This window comes from Neoroseomonas lacus (genome assembly GCF_014644535.1).
Lineage (GTDB): Bacteria > Pseudomonadota > Alphaproteobacteria > Acetobacterales > Acetobacteraceae > Neoroseomonas > Neoroseomonas lacus.
The window spans coordinates 61566-86257 of the sequence record NZ_BMKW01000017.1 but is presented as its reverse complement, the minus strand read 5'-3'; the positions used below and the strand labels follow the sequence as shown (position 1 = coordinate 86257).

The window sequence follows — 24692 nt, the reverse complement described above, 5'->3', positions numbered from 1 at the left end:
GCACCCCCACCCGGCCACCCATTCCAGGATACTGACGTGGGTGGCCGGGTGGGGGTGCGGGCCGGTGCCGGACTTCAAAATGCGCCCCCTGGCGCATTTTCAAACGGTCTCTAAGGGCCTCTGGACACTTTGAATCGGTGCCGGGCGCGGTTGCCCTGCCAACAAGAAGAAGTCGCTTCGGGCATAATGGCCGGCACGTCGCCGGGTGTCGGGCATAGGGCGCGCTCAGCTCAGAGTAACCCCCGCCTCGGCCAGCGCCAGGTATCGGTCTCCAAAGGCCTCGGGCCTTTGGTGGGGGAGGTCCGGAGGGGGCACAGCCCTCTCCGGCTCCCACTGTTTCACCGCGCAATCCCCGAGCATATGGGGCAGGGCCGCTCCAATCATGCCCCCAACAACCGCGACACCGCCTGCGCTTCCGCCACCACCATCGGTGCAATTCGCGCCGCTTCGGCGGCGCCGAGCCGCAACACCGGCCCCGACACGCCGAGCGCGCCGACCAGCCGCCCTGCCGGCCCGAACACCGGCGCGGCGACGGCGGCGATTTCCGGGTCGCGTTGACCGATCGAGATTGCCACCCCCGCCGCGCGCACGGTGTCATGCACCGGTAGCGTGCCGCCGCTGAAGGCCATCAGCACATGCGCGCTGGCGCCACGGTCGAGCGGCATGGCCGCGCCTTCCTCGATATGCAGCCGGATCGGGCGCGGCGAGGGCTCGCGGAACAGGCAGATGCGGCGGTCGCCGTCGCGCACGTAGAAACCGCCGGTCTCGCCGGTGAGTCCCACCAGCCGCACCAGCGCCGGCCGCACCTGGTCCGCCAGCACATACCCGGCGCGATACAGCCCGCCGAGCCGGAACGGCGTTGGCCCGAGCCGGTAGCCGCCCCCCGCCCCCCGCGCCAGGTAGCCGAAGCGGATCAGCGACCCGGCCAAGCGCAGCGCCGTGCTCGGATACAGCCCGGCCCGCGCGGCGAGTTCCGCCAAGGTCAGCAGCTTGGTGCCGTCGGCAAAGGCTTCCAGCAGCGCGAAGGCGCGTTCCACCGCCTCCACCCGCTGCTCGGCGGCGGGTGGCGCGGTTCGGGCGGGGCGGCCGCGGCGGCGGGCGGGCGGGTTCGGGTTGACATCGGGGTTGCGCATATTGGAATATTCTCTCCAACAGAATTCAATTCTGCACAACAGAATTAATTGCGCCGGCATCGCCGGCCAGAGGAGACGGCGATGAGCGACCTGCCACGCATGGTGCGCATTGCGGAGGAAGGCCCGCGCGAGGGCTTCCAGATTGCCACCACCCCCGTGCCGACCGCCGACAAGATCGCGCTGATCGACGCGCTGTCCGCGACCGGCGTGCAGCGGCTGCAGGTCGCCTCCTTCGTCAGCCCCAAGCGCGTGCCGGGCTGGGCCGATGCCGACCAGGTGGTCGGTGGCTTTACGCCGCGCGCGGGCGTCACCTACACGGCGCTGTGGTTCAACCCGCAGGGGTTGCAGCGCGCGCTGACGTTCAAGGATCGGCTGTCCATCTACGGTTCGATCACCGTCTCGGCCTCCGAGGCTTTCTCCTTGCGCAATCTCAATCGCGACCGCGTTGGGCAGCTCGCAGCGATGCGCGAGAACGTCGCCGAGCATCAGGCGGCCGGTGTGGCGGTCACCCGCGCTTCCGTGCAGGCCGCCTTCGGCTGCAATTTCCAGGGCGAGGTCACGCTCGCGCAGACGATGGCCGCCGTCACCGACGTCATGGCGCTGGCCGCCGAGACCGGCTGCGCCATCGAGCGCATCTCGCTCGCCGACACCATGGGCTGGGCCAATCCGATGCAGATCGAACGCGTGGTGGGCGAGGTGCGCGCCCGTTGGCCCAGCCAGGCGGTGTCGCTGCATCTGCACGACACGCGCGGCCTCGGCATCGCCAACGCGCATGCCGGGTTGCGCCTGGGCGTCGCGGAATTCGACGCGGCGGTGGGCGGCGCCGGCGGCTGCCCCTTCGCCGGGCATCCCGGCGCGCCCGGCAATATCGCGACGGAAGAACTGGTGATGCTGTGCGAGGAAATGGGCATCGCCACCGGGATCGACATCGATGCGCTGATCGCGGCAGGGCACCTCGCCGAGAAGGCGCTGGGGCGGACGCTGCCCTCCGCGCTGCTGCGGGGCGGGTCGCTCACCGCGTTCCGGGCGAAGGCGCGGGCGGCATGAGGGGCTCTCAGAGAGGGGCTTTGCCCCTCTCCGAACCTCACCCCACCAAAGGCCTAAGGGCCTCTGGACACCAATTTTCGGCGTCGAGCAAAGAAGTACGCGCCGGCCGGCCAATCACAGTTCGGGCGCGAAGGCGTGTCTCGGCAATCACCCCGACAACGGCACACCATGCCAAAATGCGCGGCACGTCGGCCGGGTGGTTTGGAGGGGCAGCGCCTCGCGCTTCGGAAGCCAATACTTGCCGCCGCGCAACAGCACGTATGGCGGCCCGCCCGGCGACTGTCGGGCGCAAGAGCGGCTCTCGGCACCGAGGTCGGCAACGGTGCACGGTGCCAAAAGTCGGCATTCCAAAGGGCACTGCCCTTTGGTGGGGTGGTTTGGAGGGGCGTTGCCCCTCCAATCTTCGCGCTGTCCGGCCGGCGGCCCTCCAACCCTCGCCCCGATGCACGCAGCAAGGACTCACCGAATGACCGCCCCACTCCCCCTCGCCGGCATTCGCGTCGTCGAATTCTCCCACATGGTCATGGGCCCCACCTGCGGCCTGGTGCTCGCGGACCTTGGCGCTGAGGTCATCAAGGTCGAACCCCCCGGCAAGGGCGACCGCACGCGCTACCTCACATCCTCAGGCACCGGCTTCTTCCCCGCCTTCAGCCGCAACAAGAAATCCGTGCAGCTCGACACCGAGAGCGAGGCGGACCTCGACACGCTGAAGCGGCTGATCGACACTGCCGATGTGCTGCTGGAGAATTTCCGCCCCGGCGGGCTGGAGGCGAAGGGCCTCGGCTATGACGCGCTGTCGGCGCGCAACCCACGGCTGATCTATCTCTCGCTCAAGGGCTACCTGCCGGGGCCCTACGAGAACCGCACGGCGCTCGACGAGGTCGTGCAGATGCAATCCGGCCTCGCCTACATGACCGGCCCGCCGGGGCGGCCGCTGCGTGCCGGCGCACCGGTCAACGACATGATGGGCGGCATGTTCGGCGCCATCGCGATCATGGGCGCGCTGCGCCAGCGCGACGCGACCGGGCGCGGCCAGCACCTGCAATCCGGCCTGTTCGAGAACGCCGCCTTCCTGGTCTCCACCGCCATGCTGCAACAGGCCCTCACCGGCCAGGAGCCCACGCCGATGCCCGCCGGCAAGCGCGCCTGGGGCGTCTATGACGTGTTCGACACCAGGGATGGCGGGCAGATCTTCATCGGCGTCGTCACCGACCGGCAGTGGGAGATCTTCCTGCGCGAACTGAACGAACCGGTCCTCGACAACCCCGACTACGGCACGAACACCGAACGCGCCAAGCGGCGGGAGACGCTGATCCCGCTGGTGCAGTCGCTGCTCATCAAGCACGACATCGCCACGCTGGAGACGATGTGCGAACGCGCCGGCCTGCCCTTCTCGCGCATCGCCAGGCCGTGGGATCTGTTCGAAGACCCGCATCTGAAGGCGAGCGGCGGCTTGTTGCCGATCACCCTGCCCGATGGCCGCGCCGCGACGGTGCCCGCGCTGCCGATCCAGTTCGGTGCCGAGCGCCTCGGCGTCCGGCTCGACCTGCCGAAGATCGGCGAGCACGACGAGGAGATACTCGGCCCGCTGCGCGCTCGTCCGACCGCCGCCGACTGACGCCCCCGCGAGGAAGACACTGATGTTTCGACGACACCTCATGGCCGCCGCCGCCCTGGCCGCCGCCATGTCCCACGCCGCGCGCGCCCAGGCCGCCTGGCCCGACCGGCCGATCCGCCTGATCGTCCCCTTCCCGCCCGCCGGCGGCACCGACGTGATCTCGCGCGAGATCGGCGGGCGCATCGCCGCGGCGACCGGCTGGAACATCGTCATCGACAACCGCCCCGGCGCGGGCGGCAATATCGGCCTCGACGCCGTCGCCAAGGCCGCGCCGGACGGGTACACGATCGGCATGGGGCAGGCGGCGAACCTCGCCATCAACCCCGCGCTCTATCCGCGCATGCCGTTCGACCCGCTGACCGATTTCGCGCTGATCTCGCTGGTCGCCACGCAGCCCAACGTGCTGGTGGTGGGGCGCAATGCGCCCTACCGCACGCTGGCCGAATTGGTCGCCGCCGGCCGCGCGCGGCCTGGTTCGCTGACCGCGGGCAATGCCGGCAACGGCACCACCGGGCATCTCGCCGGCGCGATGTTCGCCCGCGCCGCGGAGATCGAGGTCGTCCACGTCCCCTATCGCGGCGCCGCCCCGGTGCTGACCGACCTGCTGGCCGGGCGCGTCGACTTCTTCTTCGCCAATCCGCTGGCGGTGAAGGGGATGCTGGAATCGGGCGATGTGCGCGCCCTGGCCGTGACCTCCGCCACCCGCAGCCGCACCTTCCCTGATGTGCCGACGGTGGCCGAAAGCGGCTTCCCCGGCTTCGAGGCGGTGAATTGGACCGGTCTGGTCGCGCCCGCCCGCACGCCGGAGCCGATCATCGACCGGCTCTCGCAGGAAGCCCGCAAGGCATTGGCGACGCCCGAGACGATCGCCCGCCTCGCGGCGGAAGGCAGCGAGCCGTTCGGGTCGACGCCGGCCCGCTTCCGCGAATTCCTGACCGAGGAACACGCGAAATGGGGGCGGGTGGTCCGCGAGGCGCGCATCCAGCTCGACTGAAGCCAACGGCCGAATACTCCGACCGGTGGTGCTCGCTTGTTCCCGCCCTCGGACGCGTCGTGCCGGAGGCACGCCGTCGGCGTGACGCGCCCTGATCGTCGGCGATCCGGCGCCGGGCGTCAGATTCCATTCCCGTTCGGCATGGTGATTGCCTAGCCTGCGGGGATGGACCACATCGCCAGCACGGCCGGGCCGATCCGCTTCACCCTGAACGGGCAGGCGGTCACGCTGCCCCCCGGCATCTCGCCGACCATGACGCTGCTCGACTGGTTGCGCGGCCCGGCGCGGCTGTCGGGCACCAAGGAAGGGTGCGCCGAGGGCGATTGCGGCGCCTGCACCGTGGTGATCGAGGACGCCTCGTCCCGCATCCCGGCCAATGCCTGCCTGATGATGCTTGGCCAAGTGGCCGGCCGCGCCATCCGCACGGTGGAAGGGCTGCACGACGCCACCGGCGAGGCGCATCCGGTGCAGCGCGCCATGGCCACGCATGACGGCACGCAATGCGGCTTCTGCACGCCCGGCATCGTCATGTCCGCCTGGGCCTGGACGCGCGAGGGCGGCGACCCGCATGAGGCGCTGGCGGGCAATCTGTGTCGCTGTACCGGCTATCGGCCTATCCTCGATGCGATGGGCGCGATGGAGGATGACGGCGTTGCCGCGCCCGAAGCCCCGCTGGCCGCGACGGAGGTCTCGACCGCCACGCAACGCTTCTGGCTGCCGCGCTGGGCGGCCGAGGCGGTGGCGCTGCGTGCCGCGTATCCCGAGGCGTGGCTGCTGGCCGGGGGCACTGATCTCGGCCTGCGCGTCTCCGAGCATCGCGAGCAGCCCGAGGCAGTGATCTGCCTGCTCAACGTCGCCGAGATGCGGTCCTTCGACCACGACGAGGCCGGCGTCACGATCGGTGCCGCGGTGCCCTATTGGCGACTGCTCGATGCCTGTGTGGAGGATGCCGATTTCGCGCCCTGCACCGCGCTGCTGCGCCGGCTCGGCTCGCGCCAGATCCGCGGCATGGGGACGCTGGGCGGCAATCTCGGCACGGCAAGCCCGATCGGGGATTCGCTGCCGCCGCTGATCGCGCTGGGGGCCAGCGTGACGCTGGTCTCGCCGCGCGGCGAACGGACCATGCCGGTCGAGGATTTCATCACCGGCTACCGGACGACACTGCTGGCACCGGACGAGTTGATCCTGCGCGTCACCATCCCGCGCCCGCCGCCGGGCGCGTTGCTGGTGTGCGAGAAGCTGTCGAAGCGCCACGACCAGGACATCGCGACGGTCGGGCTGTCGGTGCTGCTGGAGCGGCGCGAGGGCGTGGTGGTGGCGGCGCGCATCGCCCATGGCGGCTGCGGGCCGCGGGCGGCGCGGGCGCCGGCGGCCGAGGCGACGCTGATCGGCGCGCCCTTCGATGCCGTGGCCGCCGATCGGGCGGCGGCGGCGCTGGAAGCGGAGATCGCGCCGCTGTCCGACCTGCGCGGCAGCGCCGCGTATCGTCGCATCGCCGCGGGCAATCTGCTGCGACGGATGGCGCTGCGCGGGCCGGGCCTGGCCGGCGAGGTCATGGCCGTCGAGGCGCCGCATGGACAGGGTTTCGTGGCATGAGCGTCGGCATCCCCATCGCCCATGACAGCGCCCTGGCCCACACCACCGGCGCCGCGCGCTTCGCCGACGACCTGGCCGAACCGCCCGGCCTGCTGCATGGCGCGCTGGTGCTCTCGCCTGTCGCGCGCGGCGTGTTGGACGGTATCGACATCCCGGTGCTGCCGGGCGTTGTGCGGGTGCTGACGGCCGCCGATATTCCTGGGCCGAACGACATCTCGCCATCGGGCAACGGGAAGGAACCGCTGTTCGCCGAGGGCACCATCCGCCATCACGGCCAGCCCATCGCTCTGGTGCTGGCGGAGACGCGGGACGCCGCGCTGCGCGCAGCCGCCGCCATCACGCCGGCCATCACGCCATTGCCGGCGCAGCTCGACCCGGAGGAGGCGCTCGCCCGCGAAGACTATCTGATGCCGCCGCAGGTCATCGCGCGCGGCGATGCATCCGCCGCGCTGGCCGCCGCGCCGCTCACCGCCGAGGGCCGCTTCAACGCCGGCGGACAGGAGCATTTCTACCTCGAATCGCAGATCGCCATCGCCGTACCGGGGGAGGATGGCGAGTTCGCCGTCACCTCCTCTACCCAGCACCCGACCGAAGTGCAGCACGTCGTCGCCCGCATCCTCGGTTGCGACTACAACCGCGTGCCGGTGAGTTGCCGGCGCATGGGCGGCGGCTTCGGCGGCAAGGAGAGCAACGCGTCGTGGATCGGCGCGGCGGCCGCGCTCGGCGCGCATCTCACCGGCCGGCCCGTGAAGCTGCGCCCGCCCCGCCGTGTTGACATGGCGGCGACAGGCAAGCGCCACCCCTTCCTGTTCCGCTGGAAGGCCGGCTTCGACGCCTCGGGACGCATCCTCGCACTGGACGCGACGCTGGCCGCCGATGGCGGGCACAGCCTCGACCTAACGCCCGGCGTGGTGTTCCGCGCCGTCACCCATGCGCTGAACTGCTACGACGTGGCGGCGGTGCGCCTGACCGCGCTCGCGCTGCGCACTGACACCGTCTCGCACACCGCCTTCCGTGGCTTTGGCGGCCCGCAGGGTGTGCTGCTGATGGAAGACGTGATCAGCGCCGTCGCGCGCGCCACGGGCCTGACGCCTGAAGCCGTGCGCGAGCGCAATTTCGCCGGCGGCGACAACGACGCGCTCACCCCGTATGGCCAGGCGCTCGAGGGCGATTTGATCCGCCGCGTCTGGGCGGAATGCAGAACCGATGCGCGCTGGGACGAGCGCCGCGCCGAGATCGCCGACTTCAACGCGACGCATCCCTTCCTGCGGCGCGGGCTCGGGTCTTTTGTGCTGGCTTTCGGCATTTCCTTCGGCATCCGCCACATGAACCAGGCGGGCGCGCTGGTGCATGTCTATGCCGATGGCTCGATCCGCCTGAACCATGGCGGGACGGAGATGGGGCAAGGCCTCAACGTCAAGATCGCGCAGGTGGTGGCCGAGAGTTTCGGCGTGCCGCTCGCCCGCGTGCGCATCACCGCGACCTCCACCGCTGAGGTGCCGAACACCTCGCCCACCGCCGCCTCGACCGGATCGGACCTGAATGGCTGGGCGGCGCATCTCGCCGCGAGGGCGATCCGTAGCCGCATGGCCGAGGTCGCCGCCACGCTGTGGGAGGTGCCGGCCGACGCCATCACCTTCGCCGAGGACCGCGTCTTCGTCGCCCGCCCCGGCGACAACCGAGCGATGGGCTTTGGGGATCTTGCGCATCGCTGCTGGATCGAGCGCGTCAGCCTCTCCGCCACCGGCTTCTACAGCACGCCCGACATCCATTGGGACCCGGTGGCGATGCACGGCGAGCCGTTCTTCTATTTCTCCTACGGCGCCTCGGTCGCCGAGGTGGTGGTGGATACGCTGACCGGCGAACACCGCGTGTTGCGCGCCGACCTGGTGCAGGATTGCGGCCGCTCGCTGAACCCCGCCATCGACCGCGGCCAGATCGAGGGCGCCTTCGTCCAGGGCATGGGCTGGCTGACCTGCGAGGAACTGGTGTGGGACGACCAGGGACGGCAACGCACGCTCGGCCCGTCCACCTACAAGATCCCCGGTTCGCGCGACGTGCCGCCCGCCTTCAATGTCCGGCTGCTGGCGGATGCGCCGGCACGGTCGGACACCATCTTCCGGTCGAAGGCGGTGGGCGAACCGCCGCTGATGCTCGCCACCGCGGTGTGGAACGCGCTGCGCGACGCGACGGGGGTGGACCGGCTCGACCTGCCGGCGACGCCCGACCGCCTGCTGCGCGCGATCAGGGCGCGGGGATCGTGAAGGCCGGCACGCCAACGCCGAGCGGCTGGCCGAGCGCCGCCTTCACCTGCACTCCGGCCACCGCGTAGCCACCCGCCACCCGCACCAGGATCGGCGCGCCGCTGCTGCCCACCGTGCCGGCGCAATTGTGCCCGACCAGGATGCCCTGCGCGCCGAAGGTGCCCACGGTGACGACGCGGCAGGCGCGATCGGCCATCAGCAGGTCGGGTTCGTCATATTGCCAGGCGGCGAGCATCGCCGGGGCGTTCTGGACTGGCGGTTCACGCAGCATCGGCAGGGGGTGGGCGCGGCCGAAGGGGGCGGCGAGCGTCACCAGGGCCCAGTCGGCCCGCCAGGGTTCCTCGCGCGCCGGGATGAAGCCCGCGCCGCTGCGCAGTGCGGTGCCGTGCACCGTCCGTCCGTGAAGCCGCACGCTGATGTCGGCCGGCGGGACCAGGCGCTGCGCGTCGGAGGCAACCAGGCAATGTGCGGCGGTCAGCACCACGCGCGGGGCCACGAGGGCGCCTGTGCACCGCCCGCCGGCCTTGGTTTCGACCAGGGCGATGGCGTCGAAGGGGGCCTCGTTCGGCGAAACCAAGTGGCGCGTATCGACGGGGCCGAGGCCGGGCACCTGCGCGGTGGCCGGCAGCGCGGTGAGCAGCCACGCCAGCGCCGCCGCGCCCGCCCGCCGGATGGTGGCGCGGGCCGTCATGCGCCGCGGGGACATGCCCGCGACGGTGCGGCAGATCAGTGCGAAGGGAGGCATTGGCCAAGGATAGGGCATTTTCCGCTGACGCTGAATTGGCACCCGTTCGCACCCCACCCGGCGACCCAACGACCAAATCCCGGACGGGCAGCCGGGCCGGGGCTGTATAATCAGAACATGCTCCAGCGCGGATTGGCCGGGGTGACGATGCCGGTCGGCAAGGCCGCAGACGGACGCTGGCGAGACGGCATCCGCGCCAGGGCGGGACCGTGCGCGGAAAGAAGCGGTGGCGATGACAGCGCGACGCATCGGGCAGCGTCGCATCTGGCCGCTGGCGCCTGTCCGGGGCATGCTCGGCCGTGTGATTCGCGCCGTTTTCCTACTGGTGTTGCTGGCCGCGCTCGGGGCCGGCGTGGCGTGGCTGGGGGGCAAGCCGCCCCGCCAGGCCACGGCCCCCGCCGAGAGGGCCGAGGCTCCGCGCCAACCGGCCGCCGTGGCGTCGCCCTCGGGCAACAGCCAGGCAGCATTGGCCACGCCCTTTGGCGACGCGCTGTTCCGCTGGCGCTGCACCACCGGGTTGAAGGAGGCTCTAGGCGACCGGCCGGACTGGCCGCTGGAGCGTGTCGCCGGCCTGTGCCTGTGCGCGGCCGAGCGACTGCGGGAGGAGGGGCCGCGCGACATCATCCTCGGCGCCGGGGAGGTTGCGATGGCGGCGGAGGCGGCTGAGGCGCGGCTCTGCCGGCGGCAATAGCCGTTGCGCCTGGAGAGCCCGGGAGGCGCGGAGGGGGACCAGAGAGGGGCTTTCCCCCTCTCCGGACCTATCCCGACCAAAGGCTTAAGGCCGTTTGAAAACTCACACTTGGTGTTGGGCAAAATGGCATTTTCGCACAAGCGGAACGCCCGGCCTGCCCGGTGCCAAGCATCTGTCGGGCCTTGCGCCCGGAGCGATATTTTTGCCTTGGTCAGGCCGTCGGGCCCCGTGCCGATTCAAGGTGTCCAGAGGCCCTTAGGCCTTTGGCGGGGTGAGGTTTGGAGAGGGGCCGAGCCCCTCTCCAAGGTCGTCAGCGCCGTACTTCGCCTCCGAACCCTCCCTCGGCCCCCAGGCCACCGCGCTGGCCCCGATCTCCCCCAGACGCGCCGCGAAGGGCACCGAGGTCCGCCCCTGCAACAGCCCTTGCAGGCGCGGCAGCGTCGAACGCCGGTTCAGCCACAGCATCAGGCTGGCCAGCCGCCCTGTATCGGCGCGGCGCACGAGCCGTGCGGCTGTATCGAGGTCATAGGGGTGGCAATAGGACCACAACGCGCCGGAATCCCCCCTGGCCGCCCAGTCTCGCGACAGCGACCGCAACCGCCAGCCTGGCAACCAGCGCAGATACATGCCGCCCAGGAAGGGCAGCGCCAGCGGCCCGATGCGCCCCACCGGCACCGGCAATTCGAGCAGCCCGCAGGCCCAGCGGAACGGTCGGCTCGGCGCGCCAGGCCAACCCGCCAGCGGGTTGCGCGCCGGCAGGATCGAGGAGGAATAGGCGAAGCCGAGCTCCGCCAGCACCCCCGGCGCCCAGCCCGCCGCCGGGGTCAGCGAGAAATACGGCGCCCGGTAGCCGAGCGGTGCCTGGCCGCAGAGGTCCGCGAGCCGCCGCTGTGCCGCAACCATGCCGGTGCGGAAGGCTGCCGGTCCCTCGGCGGCCAGATGCCGATGGGTGTGGCCGTGGGAGGCGACTTCATGCCCGCGCCGGGCGATCTCGCGCACCAGAGCGGGGTCGGCGCGGGCCACCTCGTCGAGCACGAAGAAGGTGCCGAGCGACCCGGTGGCCTCCAGCAGGTCGAGCAGGCGCCGGGTTGGCGCCGCCGCGCCGCCGCCGCCGGGATGCGACTCGACATCGACGGTGAAGGTGAACAGGGCGGGCAGCGCGGCGAAGCCATGGGCAGCCCGCTCCGTCGCCCTTGTTCGGCCGCTTTCACGTTGATAGGTATGGGTTCCGGAACGGGATGGCATGGCGACTGACGTCGCCGCAGCGCTCGTCCCCGTCAAGGCCGGTGGCCTGGCTGACGGCAGGTCCCGGGTGGCACGATGAGGCACGGCGGGAGACCGAATTTGACGACTACCCTCTCCTTGGAAGCGGAGGTCGCGCGACTGATCGTCGAGGCGCTGCACCTTGAGGTCACCGCCGAGGAGATCGACCCGGAGGCCCCGCTGTTCGGCGAGGGGCTGGGGCTCGATTCAATCGATGCGCTCGAGATCGCGCTGGCGGTGTCGCGCCGCTACGGCTTTCAGCTGCGCTCGGATGATGAGCGGAACCACCGCATCTTCGCCTCGCTGCGCGCGCTCTCGGCGCATATCGAGAAGAACCGGGCGAGCTGACGGGCATGGCTGCCTTCCCACTGACCTCGCGCGCGCCGGGGGAGGTGATCTTCCACCGCGGCGTGGTGCCGGTGACGGTCGCGCGCTTCCTGGCCGAGGTGGCGGCGCTGGCCGCGCGGCTGCCGGGGGAAGGGCCGGTGCTGAATTTCTGCGCCGACCGCTATCTCGCGCTGGTGGGCTTCGCCGCGGCGCTGTCGCGCGGGCAGACCACCTTGCTGTCGGCCGACCGGTCGCCGCAGCGGCTGGCGGATATCGCGCGCGGGCATGGGGCGCGATATGCGCTATCGGACACCGGTGCCGCGCTGCCAGTGCCGGTGCTTTCGCCCGAGGCCGCGCCGGGCGATGCCGCGCCGAACCCGATGGTCCCGGCCGCCATGGTGGCGGCGATCGGCTTCACCTCCGGCAGCACGGGGGAGCCGCGGCCACATGCCAAGCCCTGGGGCGCGCTGGTGGCCGGCGCGCGGGGGGCGGCCGAGCGCTTCGGCGTGACGGCGGGGATGAGCATCCTCGGCACCGTGCCGGCGCAGCACATGTATGGCTTCGAGACCACCGTGATGATGCCGCTGCATGGTGGCGGGGCGGGGCATGCGGGGGTGGTGTTCTACCCCTCGGACATTGCCGAGGCGCTGGCCGGGCTGCCGGCGCCGCGCCTGCTGGTAACGACGCCGCTGCAGATGCGCGCGCTGCTCGGCAGCGAGGTGGCGTTGCCGCCGCTGGCGGGGGTGATTTCCGCCACCGCGCCGCTGGGGGAGGAGATGGCGGCCGAGGCGGAGGCGGCCTGGGGGGCGCCGGTGCGCGAGATCTACGGGGCCACCGAGGCGGGGTCGATCGCCTCGCGCCGCACGCTCGATGGCGAGGCGTGGGAGCCTTATCCGGGGATGCGGTTCGAGATCGATGCGGAGGGCGCGAGCGTGAGCGTGCCGGGCCTGCCGGCACCGGTGCCGCTGTCGGACCGGTTGGAGTGGGTGGGCGAAGGGCGCTTCCGGCTGGAGGGGCGGCTGGCGGATATGGTGAAGCTCGCCGGCAAGCGGGCGTCGCTGGCGGGGCTGACGCGCATCCTGACTGGGATCGAGGGCGTGGAGGACGGGGTGTTCGTCGCGCCGGACGACCTGGACGTGAATCCGCGGGCGCGGCTGGCGGCGGCGGTAGTCGCCCCGGGGATGAGCGCGGCGGCGGTGGTCGCGGCGCTGCGGGCGAAGGTTGAGCCGGCGTTCCTGCCGCGGCCGGTGGTGATGCTCCCGGCACTGCCGCGCGACGCGGTGGGGAAGGTGAGCCGCGGGGCGATCGTGGCGCTGGCGTGGAAGCGGTGAGGGGTCGCTGAAGTTTGGCGGCGCAGCGCCCCTCGACCCTCACTCACGTCGCGTAGTCGGGCTCCTCCCGATCGAGCACCCGCCGCCACGCATCGAGATGCAGCCGCGCGTCCAACTTTTCCCCCCAGGCCCCGGTGTGATGCCGGCGCGCCGCGTCCGGCAGCTTGTGCAGCGGCATCCCGGTCTGCATGGCGGTCATCTGGTACATGGTGGTGCGCTCGGCCATGTAGGTTTCGTCGAAGGCGTCGTGGACGGTGGGGCCGACCACCGTCACGCCGTGGCCGCGCATCACCATGATGGTCTTGTCGCCCATCAGCCGCGCGATGCGGTCGCCTTCCTCGTTGCTGTGCACGGGCTGGTCGCCCTCGCCGTCATAGACGGTGCGGTCATTGAGCAGCAGCGAGTTGTGGTGGGAGAGTGAGAATTCCGCTCCCTCGATCATCGACAGCGCGGTCAGCCAGCGCGGATGGACATGGACCACGCAGGCCGCGTTCGGGTTGGCCAGGTGGATGCGGCAATGGATGTGGAAGGCGACCTTGCGCAGTTCGCCCTTGCCCTTGAGCACACGGCCGTCGAGGTCGCAGACGATGAGGTCGCTCGCGCGCAGTTCCTGGAACAGGTAGCCGCGTGGATTGATGAGGAAGCGGGGTTCCGCTTCGTCGGGCAGCATCAGCGAATTGTGGTTGCCGATATGCTCATTCCAGCCGAGCCGCGCGCCGATGCGGAACACCGCGGCCATGTCGCAGCGCAGCGCCCATTCGCGCTCCTCCGCGCGGCTGTCGGTGAGGGTGTGGACCACATTCGCCATCGGGAACCTCCTGCCGGAAGGCGAAAGGCTCGCACGATACGGCCGGGGCGCCAATGATTGACGCGCTGCAACGTGGGGCGGAGGCTTCGCAGCGCGTTGCAGGGGAGCATTGCCATGTCGCCGCCACCACCCGTCGCGGAGCTGCCGATCACCGGCTATCTCGATCGCTTCTCGCACCGGCCTGGCGAGCGGTTCGACGCGCGCATCAGCGTGCGCGATGGCGGGCAGGCGCGGGCGCGGTTGGTGCGGGTGATCTCAGGCGACCCGAACCCGGATGGGCCGGGGCTGCGCTTCGAGGACCTGTCGCACCGCTTCGATGTGACCTTCGAGGGGTGGCGTCAGCCGATCCGGCTCGGCTCGCATGCGGTGGTGCCGCGGCCGCCACAGCGCGAGGCCGGGCCGCTGACCTGGACAGCGTTGCTGTGGATGGCGGCGATGCCCGGCCCCGGCGGCGCGGCGGTGCTGTGCGAGGCGGAGGATGGCACCGGCATCACGCTGTCGATCGGGCCGGAGGGGGTGACGGGCATCGTCACCGCGGCCGCCGGCGCGATGGCGGTGGCGACCGCTCGGGCGCCGGCGTTGCGTACCTGGCATCGCGTCTGGTTGAGTGCCGACCCGGGCAGCGGGCGGATCGCGGTGGGTGCGGTTCCACTCGATGGCGGGGCGGAGATGGTGGCGACCGCAGTGGCGGCCGGGTTGCGCCTGCCGCGCGGTGGCGGGCGGCTGACCATCGCGGCGGACACCACCGGCGGCGCGCATCTGACCGGCAAGATCGAAGACCCGGCGCTGCTGGCCGGTTATCGCGAGACCTGGCCGCGACCGGCCGCGACGCTGGCGGAACTCAGGGCGGAATTGATCGCCGGCTGGGATCTTTCGCGCGACATCCCGACGCAGCGCATCCTCGATGTCGGTGAGCAGAGCTGCGACGGATATCTGGTGAATGTGCCGACGCGCGCGGTGGTCGGCGCGCGGTGGTCGGGGGCGGAGATGTGCTGGCGCCACGCGCCGGGCGACTATGGCGCCATCCATTTCCATGCCGATGACCTCGGCGATTGCGGCTGGCAGAGTGCCGTCACCTTCACCGTGCCGGACGACCTGCCAAGCGGCGCCTATGCACTGCACCTGACCTGCCCGGGGGGCGAGGATTGGCTGCCCTTGTACGTGCTGCCGCCACGCGGGGAGGCGACGGCACGGGTGGTGTTCCTGGCCTCCACCTTCACCTACCAGGCCTATGCCAACCACGCGCGCGGCAATGCCGATGCGGCGTACAAGGCGCGGGTCGCGGCCTGGGGGGCGTATCCGTACAACCCGGATGATTATCCGGTCTATGGCCGGTCCACCTACAACAAGCATCCCGATGGCAGCGGCATCGCCTTCTCGTCGCGGTTGCGGCCGATCCTGACGATGCGGCCGGGATTCCTGACCTTCAACGACGCGCGCGGGTCGGGGCTGCGGCATTATCCGGCCGATACGCATCTGCTCGCCTGGATGGAGGCGAAAGGCATCGCCTTCGACGTGGTCACGGATGAAGACCTGCACGAGGAAGGCGCCGACCTGCTGAAGCCCTTCAGTGTCGTGCTGACCGGCTCGCACCCCGAATACCACACGCCCCAGACGCTTGATGCGCTGTCGACCTACACGCGCGAGGGTGGGCGGCTGATGTATCTCGGCGGCAATGGCTTCTATTGGCGCATTGCGGTGACGCAGACCCTGCCGGGGATGATGGAGTTGCGCCGGTCGGAAGGCGGCATCCGCGCCTGGGCGGCCGAACCGGGCGAATACTGGCACCAGACCGATGGCGGCTATGGCGGGCTGTGGCGGCGCAATCGGCGGCCGCCGCAGATGCTCGCCGGCGTCGGCTTCTCCGGCCAGGGGCTGTTCGAGGGCACGCATTACCGGCTGCTACCCGCCGCGCGCGACCCGATGCATGCCTGGATCTTCGACGGTGTGACGAGCGAGGTTTTCGGCGATTACGGCCTGTCCGGCGGCGGCGCGGCCGGGTTCGAACTCGACCGTGCCGATTTTACGCTGGGAACGCCGGCGGGGACGGCGATCCTGGCGCGATCCGAGGACCCGCCGGCCTCCTTCGTCACCGTGCCGGAGGAGTTGCTCTCGCACATCGCGACGATCAGCGGCGAGAGCACCGAGGCGCTGAAGCGCGCCGAGATCGTCTACTTCGAAACGCCCGGCGGCGGTGCGGTGTTTGCCACGGGATCGATCACCTGGTGCGGCAGTTTGTGGAAGGATGATGCATTCGGCGGCCCGGTCAGCCGCATCATGGAGAATGTCGTCGCGCGCTTCGCCGTGCCATGACGATCAACCCGGTTGACAGGCTGCTTGGCGCGTCGGACGCTTGCCCGCAACAGGGCTTTCACGCGTCTTTCGGGGACTGATCATCATGAAACGCTCTCGCATTGCATCATCGATTCTGGTGTTGGGTCTTGCTTTGCCGGCCGCGGCGGTCGCCGCACCCTTCACCTGCCCGTCGCGCGGCGGGGACATCGTCTTCGGGCAGGAAGCGAACGTGAATTCGCTGGACCAGATGACGTCCACGACCATCTCGACCCGCAACATCGCGATGAACATGTACGAATCGCTGATGACGCGCAGCGAGGACAACCGGCCCATCCTCGAACTCGCGGAGAGCATGGAGGAATCGGGCGACGGCCTGATCTACACCTTCCGGCTGCGCCAGGGCGTCACCTTCCACAACGGCAAGCCGATGACCTCGGCGGATGTCGCGGCCTCCTTCAACCGCTACAACCGCATCGGGATACAGCGCAGCACGCTCGACAACGTGGCGGGCTGGGACACGCCGGACCCGCACACCTTCGTCATCCGCATGAAGCAGGTGCAGCCGACCTTCATCGAGGCGCTGTCCTCCTTCTCGGTTCCCATCGTCATCATCCCGTCGGAACACGAGAATGACGAACGCCAGCAATTGCGCGTCGTGGGCACCGGCCCGTTCCGCCTGCTGGAGTTCGTCCCGGGCAGCCATGCGCGGCTGGGCCGCTTCGACGGATACCAGCCCAATACGGCCTTCGAGCAGCGCAGCGGCTTCGGTGGGTATCGCGTAGCCTGCGTGGACACCGTCACCTTCCGCATCGTGACGGAGGCGAGCGCCCGCGTCGCCGGCCTTGAGACCGGCGCTCTGCAGGCGGTCGAGGACGTACCGACGCGCTCGCTGGACAGCCTGCGCCGCAACAGCGCCATCACCATCCTGCCGCTGCAGAACTGGTGGATCCAGATCGCGCTGCCCAATACTGCCATCCCGCCGACCAACAACCTCGCCTTCCGCCGCGCGGTGCAGGCCGCGCTCGGCATGGAAGACATCATGGATGCGGCGACGGATGGGAACTACCGCCTGAATATCGGCTTCCAGTTTCCGGGTCGGCCCTCCTACACCGATGCGGGCAAGGAGACATACAACATCAACGATCAGGCGCGCGCCCGCGCCCTGCTGCGCGAATCCGGCTATCGCAACGAGCCCATCATTCTCCTGACCAATCGCGACTATCCGCCGATGTACAACGCGGCGCTGGTCATGCAGCAGCAGCTGCGCGCGGTGGGCATCAACGCGAACCTTCGCGTGGTGGACTGGCCGACCTCGGTGCAGATGTCGCAGCGGGTGAACAGTGACGAATGGCACTTCTTCCATACCGGCTGGGGGACGCAGCCCGCGCTTGGCGCGCTGGCGACGATGCAGTTCCTGGTCAGCCCCAACGCCGCCTATCGTCCGCGCGACGAGCATGACGACCCGGAGGTGCTGGCCCTGTGGAATGCGATGAACAACGAGCGTTCCGCAGAAGCGCGCCAGGCGGCCTATGCGAACATGCAACGGATGGTCCTCGAACGAGTCTACGCCCTGCCCTTCGGTTCACTGACCAAGGTGCAGGCGGTGCGCTCCAACGTGCAGGGCTTCGTGCCCTTCCGCATCCCACGCTTCTCCAACGTGTGGATACAGCAATAACATCATGATCGGGGTCGCCTTCCGCCGCCTGTTGAGTGCGATCCCGGTCCTCCTCATCGTCAGCCTGATCGCTTTCGGGCTGATGCGACTGATCCCCGGCGACCCGGCGGCCGCGATCGCGGGCGTCTCCGCGACGCCGGCGCAGATCGAGCAATTGCGCCGCGACCTCGGGCTCGACCAGCCGATTTATCTGCAACTGATCGACTATTACCGGGGGCTGGCGCAGGGCAATCTCGGGCGGTCGCTGCTGCTCGGCACCGGGGTTTTCGCCGCGACGATGGAACGGCTGCCGGTCACCATCGGGCTGTCCCTGTATGCGCTGGTCTTCACCCTGCTGATCGGCATCGCCAGCGGCATCATCGCGGCGTTGCGGCAGAATTCCTGGGTCGACCAGGCGGCGATGATGTTCGCCATGATCGGCATCTCGGTGCCGAGCTTCTTCCTCGGCCTGCTGATGATCATCCTGTTCGCGGTGCATCTCGGCTGGCTGCCGTCGGGTGGCTACGTGCCCTTCGGCGAGAGCCCGGTCGGCTGGCTGCGCTCGATGACGATGCCGGCCTTCTCGCTTGCCCTGCTGCAGGCGGGGCTGCTGGCGCGCATCACGCGGTCATCCATGCTGGAGGTGTTGCGCCAGGACTACATCCGCACCGCCAAGGCGAAGGGCCTGCCGCATCGCCGCGTGGTGCTGAAGCACGCGCTGGCCAATGCGCTGATCCCGATCGTCACCGTGGTCGGCATCATCGTCTCGCTGCTGATGTCGGGCGCGGTGGTGACCGAGGCGCTGTTCTCCATCCCCGGCATGGGGCAGTTGCTGACCCAGGCGGTGCTGAACCGCGACTACCCAATGGTGCAAGGGGGCCTGCTGCTGGTGACGACCTTCCTGGTGCTGGTGAACATCACCGTCGATGTTCTCTACGCCGCACTCGACCCGCGGGTGCGCTATGAGTGAGGCGGCGCCTGACGCGGAAGCGATCGCCCATAAGCGCGAACACCCCGTGCGGGCGACGCTGCGGCGGCTGTTCCATCACCGGCTCTTCGTCACAGGGCTGGTGCTGTTCGGCATTATCGCGATCATTGCCGCCGCCGCGCCCTGGATCACCGATGTCGATCCGCAGCGCCTGTCGATGCGCAACAAGTTCCTCTCGCCCAGCGAGACCTGGCTTTTCGGCACGGACAATTTCGGCCGCTCGCTGTGGTCGCGCGTGGTGTGGGGGGCGCAGCTGTCGATGATCATCGGCGCCTCGGTCGTCGCGCTGAACGCGGTGTTCGGCACGCTGATCGGCGCGGCGGCGGGGTATTTCCGCAAGCTCGACAACGCGCTGATGCGGGTGAATGACGCGCTGATGGCCTTCCCGGCGATCCTGCTCGCCATCGCCGTCACCTCGGTGCTCGGCCCCTCCACGCTCAACGTCATCCTGGCGCTGTCGATTGTCTATATTCCGCGCACGGCGCGCATCGTGCGGTCATCGGTGATCGTGTTGCGGGAGATGGAATATGTGCAGGCCGCCGTCGCCGCCGGGGCGGGGCATTGGCGCATCCTGCGCCACCACATCCTGCCCAACGCCATGGCGCCGATGATCGTGCAACTGTCGTTCCTGTTCGCCTATGCGGTGCTGTCGGAAGCCACGCTATCCTTCCTCGGGGTCGGCGCCGTGCCGCCGACGCCGACCTGGGGCAACATCATGGCCGAGGGGCGCGACTTCATGCGCGAGGCGCCCTGGATCATCACCATTCCCGGCGTGATGCTGATGATCACGGTGATGGGACTCAACCTACTCGGCGATGGGTTGCGCGACGTGCTCGACCCCCGGCTCAGGATCCAGCAGTGAATCTCCTGGACGTCAGCGGCCTCACCACCGCCTTCATGACCGGTCGTGGCGAGGTGAACGCCATCGAGGATGTCTCCTTCTCCCTGAAGGAGGGCGAGATCCTCGGCATTGTCGGTGAATCCGGTTCCGGCAAGTCGGTCACCGCGCTGACCATCATGGATCTGCTGCCCAAGCCGCCGGCACGCGTCGCGGCAGGCGAGGTGACATTCAACGGCGAGCGCCTGACGGGCCTGTCCGATCGGCAGATGCAGCAAGTGCGCGGCCCGGGGATCTCAATGATCTTCCAGGAGCCGATGACCTCGCTGAATCCGGTCTTCTCGATCGGCGACCAGATCATGGAGACGATCGCCGCGCATGAACGGCTGTCGCAGGCCGACCTCCGCCGCCGCGCCATCACCATGCTGGACAAGGTCGGCATCCCTTCCGCCTCGCGCCGGCTGGACGATTATCCGCACCAGATGTCCGGCGGGCAGCGGCAACGGGTGATGATTGCCATGGCGCTCGCCTGCAATCCGAAACTGCTGATCGCGGATGAACCCACCACCGCGCTCGACGTGACGATCCAGGCGCAGATCCTCGACCTGCTGATGGATTTGCGCGACGAGTTCGGCATGGGCGTCATCATCATCACCCACAACATGGGCGTGATCGCCGAGACCGCCGACCGCGTGCTGGTCATGTATGCCGGCCGCGTCATCGAGGAAGCGCCGGTCGCGACGATCTTCGACCGGCCGATGCACCCTTATACGCGCGGGTTGCTGGAATGCGTGCCCTCGCTCACCGAGGACAAGCCGCGGCTCGTCGCCATTCCCGGCACGCTGCCCGAGCCGGCGCGCCGCCCGCCAGGCTGCCGCTTCGGCCCGCGCTGCGCCCATGCGCTGCCCTCCTGCGCTGCCGCGATTCCGCCGCTCGAAACCCTGGAACCGGCCCACGCCGCCGCCTGCTTCCGCGCGAAGGAGCTGGCGCCGGCATGACCACGCCGCTGATCGAGGCGACCGCCCTCTCCAAGCATTTCGAGGTCGGCGGCGGCGGGCTGTTCGGCCTGCGCAAACCCGCGACGCTGAAGGCGGTGGACGAGGTTTCATTCACCATCAAGGCTGGCGAGACGCTTGGCCTGGTTGGCGAATCCGGTTGCGGCAAATCGACGCTCGGCCGGCTGCTGCTGCGGCTGATCGAACCGACCTCGGGCCGCGTCGCCTTCGACGGCAACGAGATCACCGGCATCGGCCGCATGGAGATGCGCGGTTTCCGCCGCTCCATGCAGATCATCTTCCAGGACCCCTATGGCGCGCTGAACCCGCGCATGTCGGTCGAGGACATCATCGCCGAGCCGCTGCTCATCCATGGCGCGCGGATGAATGCCGAGACGCGCGGCAAGGTCGCGCAGATGCTCGAGAAGGTCGGCCTGCCGGCGCGCGCGCTGGACCGCTTCCCGCATGAATTCTCCGGCGGCCAGCGCCAGCGCATCGGCATCGCCCGCGCGCTGGTGCTGCATCCGCGGCTGATCGTCTGCGACGAGGCCGTCTCCGCGCTCGACGTCTCGGTGCAGGCGCAGATCGTCAACCTGCTGCAGGATCTGCAGCGGGAGATGGGGCTCACCTACCTGTTCATCGCGCATGATCTGTCCGTCGTGCGCCACATCTCCGACCGCGTCGCGGTGATGTATCTCGGCAAGATGGTCGAGGTCGCCGACAAGGCGACGATCTACGCCGCGCCACTGCATCCCTATACCCAGGCGCTGATCGCAGCGGTGCCGGCGCAACACCCGGCGCAACGGTCGCGCGGCAAGCGGCAGCGCATCGTGGGCGACATTCCTTCAGCGTTGAATCCGCCGTCCGGCTGCCGCTTCCACACGCGCTGTCCGCACGTGATGCCGGTCTGCCGCGAGACCGCGCCGCCGCTGCGTACCACCGCGCCCGGCCACCAGGTTGCCTGCCACCTGATCGACCCCTGAGGAACGCCATGCCTGAAATGAAGAAGTCCCGCCTTGTCCCGGATGTGGACTTCGCGAAGGACGGCAAGCAGACTGGCTTCATCCGCCTGTTCCATTCGACGCATGACAGCGCCTACGGCTTCCTGCCCATCCCGATCGTGGTGGTGAAGAATGGCGAGGGGCCGACGGCCTTCTTTTCCTCGGGCAACCATGGCGACGAGTATGAAGGCCAGGTGGCGCTGACCAATCTGATCAAGTTCCTCGAACCCGGCATGATCCGCGGTCGCGTCATCATGCTGCCGATGGCGAATTACCCGGCCGCGCTCGTCGGTCGTCGCGTCTCGCCGATCGACGACCTCAACATGAACCGCATCTTCCCCGGCGATCCGGACGGCACCGTCACCCGGCAGATCGCGCATTACATCGACAGCGAGATCATCCCGCTCGCCGACTTGGTGATCGACCTGCATTCGGGCGGGTCGTCGCTGAACTACATCCCGACCGCGCTCGCCAAGCAGTCCAACGACCCGACGCTGTACCAGAAGCAGCTCGCCGCGCTGCGGGCCTTCGGTGCGCCCTACACTTACATCCAGGGCGGCGCGCAGGGGCAGGGCGGGGACCAGACGCTGGGCGCCGGGGCGGACCGGCGCGGCAGCATCGCGCTCGGCACGGAACTCGGCGGGGCGGGGGCGGTGAATCCGTCGGGGCTCGCCATCGCCGAACGCGGGCTGCGCAACCTGCTGGTCCATCTGGGCATCCTGGGGAAGGAGCATTGGGCGGACCCGCCGGTGGCGACGCGCTTCCTCGATGTGCGCGGCCCGGAGATGTACGTCTACGCGCCGGAGAACGGCGTCTTTGAACCGTTGGTGGAATTGGGCGACACGGTTGCCATCGGCACCCCCGCCGCGCACATCCATATGCCCGAAACCCCGTGGCTGCCGCCGGTCGAGATCGCCTTCAAGGCCGCCGGTATCGTCATGTGCAAACGCGTCCCGGCGCGCACCAAGCGGGGGGACTGTCTGTTCCATCTGGCGAACGACCTCGCCGTCTGACCCCTTGCGGAAGGGCTGCCGGGCGTGCTCAAGCCCGGCGGTGACTGCACGCTTCGACACGGCCTTCACCATCGGCCCCGACCATCCCGCCCTGCCCGGCCACTTTCCGGGTCGGCCGATCGTGCCCGGCGTGGTGCTGCTCGACCACGTCATCGCCGCCGCGCGCGCCCATTTCGGCCTCGGCCCGGCCATCGCCCTGCCGCGCGTGAAATTCGCCGCCCCGGTGTTGCCGGGCCAGCGCGTCGATGTCGCCCTCACGCGCGCCGATGCCAGCCGCGTCGCCTTCGCCTGCAGCATCGAGGGCCGCCCCGTCGCCACCGGAGACTGGCGTTGCGCCCCGTGACCGATGCCGCCGCCTGGACGCGGGTGCCCGAACGCGGCGGCGGCGCCCTGCTGCGGCTGATGGTACGCATCGCGCTCGGCCTGGGCTGGCATGCCGGCCATGCACTGCTCTACCCGATCACCCTGTTCTACCTGACCACCTCGCCGGCGGCGCAGAAGCGCGCGGTGCGCCGCTACCTCACGCGGGCATTGGGGCGAGACGCTGCCTGGCGCGATCTGTGGCGGCTATATTTCTGCTTCGCTGCGACGATGCTCGACCGCGTCTTCCTGCTGACCGGTCGCACCGCCGGGTATCGCGTCGAGATCGAAGGCCTCGACCTGCTGAAGGACGCCGCCGAGGCCAGGCGCGGCACGGTCCTGCTCGGGGCCCATATGGGTTCCTTCGAGGCGCTACGCGCGGTCGGCGGCGCAGGTGCGCCGGTCGAGGTGCGCATGCTGATGCATGCCTCGCCCGGCGGCGCGGCCGATGCGCTGTTCGACAGCCTGGACCCGTCCCGCGCCGCCGCCATCATCCGGCTCGGGCAGCCCGAGGCGATGCTGGAAGCGCATGAGGCGCTCGAGCGTGGCGGCGTCATCGGCCTGCTGGCGGACCGCGCGCCGCGCGGCGAACGCATGCTCGCCATCCCCTTCCTCGGGGCCGAGGCGCCTTTCCCGGGCGGGCCGATGACGCTCGCGGCCATCCTGCACATGCCGGTGGTGCTCGGCTTCGGCCTGTGGCTCGGTCCGCGCCACTACCTGTTGCGCTTCGAACCCTTCGCCGATGCCATCGACCTGCCGCGCGCAACGCGGGAGGCCGCGCTGCGTTCATGGCTCACCCGCTATGCCGCGCGGCTCGACGAGGTGTGCCGCGCGCATCCCTACAACTGGTTCAACTTCTACGATTTCTGGCAGGAAGACCCGTGACGCGCCGCGCCCTGCTGACGGCCTTGCTCACACTGCCCGTTGTCGCCCAGGCGCAGGATGCGATGGCCGCGGTCATGGCCGCCCTCGCCGCGGTGCGGGAGAGCGGCGCTCGCTTCGTCGAGGAAAAGGACATCCCCGAGATCGAGGGGCTGCTCACGTCACGCGGCACGCTGTCCTGGCGCGCGCCCGACCGGCTGGAGAAGCGCACCACCGAGCCCTTCCAGGAACGCCTGCTGGTCGAGGGCGACCGCCTGCTGCTCGAACGGCCCGATCGCGACATCCATCAGGACATCGCCCTCGACACAGCGCCGGAGATCCGCCCGCTGGTCGAAGCCATCCGCGCGACGCTCGCCGGGGATGCGCCCACGCTGCACCGGTACTTCAGCATCGACTTCTCGGGTGACCTGGCGCGCTGGCGGATGGTGTTGACGCCGCTGTCCGTGCGCGTGCTCGCCGCCGTGCAGCGCATCGTGCTGGAGGGTGAGGGCGGCGCGGTGCTGGTGGTGGAGACGCAGGGGCGCGAGGGGCGCAACCGGATGATGGTGACGCCGTCGCGATGATGGAGCATGGGCGACGCACGGAGAGGGACGCTGCCTCTCTCCAAACCTCACCCCACCATGGGTTTCCAACGGCATTGCCTTGCCACGCCGTTGGGAGCCCACAGGGTGCCATGCACCCTGGACCGCCGGGACTTGCCTCCGGCCGCAAGAGGCGCGCGTTCCAGGCACGGCACCGGGAACGTTTCCCCCACCGTGAGCGTGGCGCTTCCGCTGTCCCCGCGCAGATCTCGCCGCGCAGGACGCCAGGTATTGGTGTCCAGAGGCCCTTAGGCCTTTGGTGGGGGAG

General features: G+C 69.8%; 22 protein-coding genes. 18 read left to right on the top strand and 4 right to left on the bottom strand.

Annotation, left to right across the window (positions count from 1 at the left end):
- Positions 1-380: 380 nt before the first annotated feature.
- The gene (locus tag IEY36_RS26750; protein WP_188972717.1) at positions 381-1133 is read right to left on the bottom strand and encodes an IclR family transcriptional regulator; all 753 of its coding nucleotides are present in this window, start codon (positions 1131-1133) and stop codon (positions 381-383) included.
- Positions 1134-1214: 81 nt separating this feature from the next.
- Between IEY36_RS26750 and IEY36_RS26745 the strand changes: the two genes are divergently transcribed.
- From IEY36_RS26745 to xdhB, 5 genes are all read left to right on the top strand, one after another.
- Positions 1215-2180 carry a hydroxymethylglutaryl-CoA lyase gene (locus IEY36_RS26745; RefSeq protein WP_188972715.1) on the top strand — a complete coding sequence of 322 codons (966 nt, stop codon included), beginning with the start codon at positions 1215-1217 and terminating at the stop codon, positions 2178-2180.
- A gap of 466 nt (positions 2181-2646) precedes the next feature.
- The gene (locus tag IEY36_RS26740) at positions 2647-3798 is read left to right on the top strand and encodes a CaiB/BaiF CoA transferase family protein (RefSeq protein WP_188972713.1); all 1152 of its coding nucleotides are present in this window, start codon (positions 2647-2649) and stop codon (positions 3796-3798) included.
- Positions 3799-3820: 22 nt separating this feature from the next.
- A complete protein-coding gene (locus IEY36_RS26735) occupies positions 3821-4792 on the top strand; it encodes a Bug family tripartite tricarboxylate transporter substrate binding protein (RefSeq protein WP_188972711.1) in 972 nt (323 codons plus the stop codon).
- Positions 4793-4957: 165 nt separating this feature from the next.
- Positions 4958-6388, top strand: a complete 1431-nt coding sequence (locus IEY36_RS26730; RefSeq protein WP_188972710.1) for a xanthine dehydrogenase small subunit — start codon at positions 4958-4960, stop codon at positions 6386-6388.
- Entirely contained in the window at positions 6385-8652 is a 2268-nt protein-coding gene (gene xdhB / locus IEY36_RS26725) for a xanthine dehydrogenase molybdopterin binding subunit (protein WP_188972708.1), read from the top strand. Before IEY36_RS26730 ends, xdhB begins: the two co-directional genes overlap by 4 nt.
- Here the strand turns inward: xdhB and IEY36_RS26720 are convergent.
- On the bottom strand, positions 8633-9343 hold the full coding sequence (locus IEY36_RS26720; RefSeq protein WP_188972706.1) for a trypsin-like serine peptidase: 711 nt from the start codon (positions 9341-9343) through the stop codon (positions 8633-8635). The genes xdhB and IEY36_RS26720 overlap by 20 nt on opposite strands.
- Positions 9344-9629: 286 nt before the next feature.
- Between IEY36_RS26720 and IEY36_RS26715 the strand changes: the two genes are divergently transcribed.
- Positions 9630-10088, top strand: a complete 459-nt coding sequence (locus tag IEY36_RS26715; protein WP_188972704.1) for a hypothetical protein — start codon at positions 9630-9632, stop codon at positions 10086-10088.
- Positions 10089-10343: 255 nt separating this feature from the next.
- Here the strand turns inward: IEY36_RS26715 and IEY36_RS26710 are convergent, their stop codons facing one another.
- Positions 10344-11333, bottom strand: coding sequence for a polysaccharide deacetylase family protein (locus IEY36_RS26710; protein ID WP_188972702.1), 990 nt, complete (start codon positions 11331-11333; stop codon positions 10344-10346).
- A gap of 99 nt (positions 11334-11432) precedes the next feature.
- Between IEY36_RS26710 and IEY36_RS26705 the strand changes: the two genes are divergently transcribed.
- Both IEY36_RS26705 and IEY36_RS26700 read left to right on the top strand, forming a co-directional pair.
- Positions 11433-11699 carry a phosphopantetheine-binding protein gene (locus IEY36_RS26705; protein WP_229681599.1) on the top strand — a complete coding sequence of 89 codons (267 nt, stop codon included), beginning with the start codon at positions 11433-11435 and terminating at the stop codon, positions 11697-11699.
- A gap of 5 nt (positions 11700-11704) precedes the next feature.
- Positions 11705-13009 (top strand): AMP-binding protein, encoded by a 1305-nt coding sequence (locus IEY36_RS26700; protein ID WP_188972700.1) that lies wholly within the window; start codon positions 11705-11707, stop codon positions 13007-13009.
- A 43-nt stretch (positions 13010-13052) separates the two neighbouring features.
- Here the strand turns inward: IEY36_RS26700 and IEY36_RS26695 are convergent, their stop codons facing one another.
- Positions 13053-13817 carry a class II aldolase/adducin family protein gene (locus IEY36_RS26695; RefSeq protein ID WP_188972698.1) on the bottom strand — a complete coding sequence of 255 codons (765 nt, stop codon included), beginning with the start codon at positions 13815-13817 and terminating at the stop codon, positions 13053-13055.
- 114 nt (positions 13818-13931) lie between these two features.
- Between IEY36_RS26695 and IEY36_RS26690 the strand changes: the two genes are divergently transcribed.
- The 10 genes from IEY36_RS26690 (at position 13932) to IEY36_RS26645 (ending at position 24406) form a co-directional block, all read left to right on the top strand.
- Complete coding sequence (locus IEY36_RS26690; protein WP_188972696.1) at positions 13932-16130, top strand: N,N-dimethylformamidase beta subunit family domain-containing protein; 2199 nt, start codon at positions 13932-13934, stop codon at positions 16128-16130.
- Between the two features lie 85 nt (positions 16131-16215).
- Positions 16216-17787 (top strand): ABC transporter substrate-binding protein, encoded by a 1572-nt coding sequence (locus IEY36_RS26685; RefSeq protein ID WP_188972695.1) that lies wholly within the window; start codon positions 16216-16218, stop codon positions 17785-17787.
- Between the two features lie 4 nt (positions 17788-17791).
- The gene (locus IEY36_RS26680) at positions 17792-18736 is read left to right on the top strand and encodes an ABC transporter permease (protein ID WP_188972693.1); all 945 of its coding nucleotides are present in this window, start codon (positions 17792-17794) and stop codon (positions 18734-18736) included.
- Positions 18729-19616, top strand: a complete 888-nt coding sequence (locus IEY36_RS26675) for an ABC transporter permease (protein WP_188972691.1) — start codon at positions 18729-18731, stop codon at positions 19614-19616. The genes IEY36_RS26680 and IEY36_RS26675 overlap by 8 nt, the downstream gene beginning before the upstream one ends.
- The gene (locus IEY36_RS26670) at positions 19613-20590 is read left to right on the top strand and encodes an ABC transporter ATP-binding protein (RefSeq protein ID WP_229681598.1); all 978 of its coding nucleotides are present in this window, start codon (positions 19613-19615) and stop codon (positions 20588-20590) included. Before IEY36_RS26675 ends, IEY36_RS26670 begins: the two co-directional genes overlap by 4 nt.
- Complete coding sequence (locus IEY36_RS26665; RefSeq protein WP_188972689.1) at positions 20587-21570, top strand: ABC transporter ATP-binding protein; 984 nt, start codon at positions 20587-20589, stop codon at positions 21568-21570. The genes IEY36_RS26670 and IEY36_RS26665 overlap by 4 nt, the downstream gene beginning before the upstream one ends.
- Before the next feature lie 8 nt (positions 21571-21578).
- Positions 21579-22601 (top strand): succinylglutamate desuccinylase/aspartoacylase family protein, encoded by a 1023-nt coding sequence (locus IEY36_RS26660; RefSeq protein ID WP_188972687.1) that lies wholly within the window; start codon positions 21579-21581, stop codon positions 22599-22601.
- 40 nt (positions 22602-22641) lie between these two features.
- Positions 22642-22944 (top strand): hotdog family protein, encoded by a 303-nt coding sequence (locus tag IEY36_RS26655; RefSeq protein WP_188972685.1) that lies wholly within the window; start codon positions 22642-22644, stop codon positions 22942-22944.
- Positions 22932-23846, top strand: coding sequence for an LpxL/LpxP family acyltransferase (locus IEY36_RS26650; protein ID WP_188972683.1), 915 nt, complete (start codon positions 22932-22934; stop codon positions 23844-23846). The genes IEY36_RS26655 and IEY36_RS26650 overlap by 13 nt, the downstream gene beginning before the upstream one ends.
- Entirely contained in the window at positions 23843-24406 is a 564-nt protein-coding gene (locus tag IEY36_RS26645) for a LolA-related protein (protein ID WP_188972681.1), read from the top strand. Before IEY36_RS26650 ends, IEY36_RS26645 begins: the two co-directional genes overlap by 4 nt.
- The last annotated feature ends 286 nt before the right edge of the window (positions 24407-24692 follow it).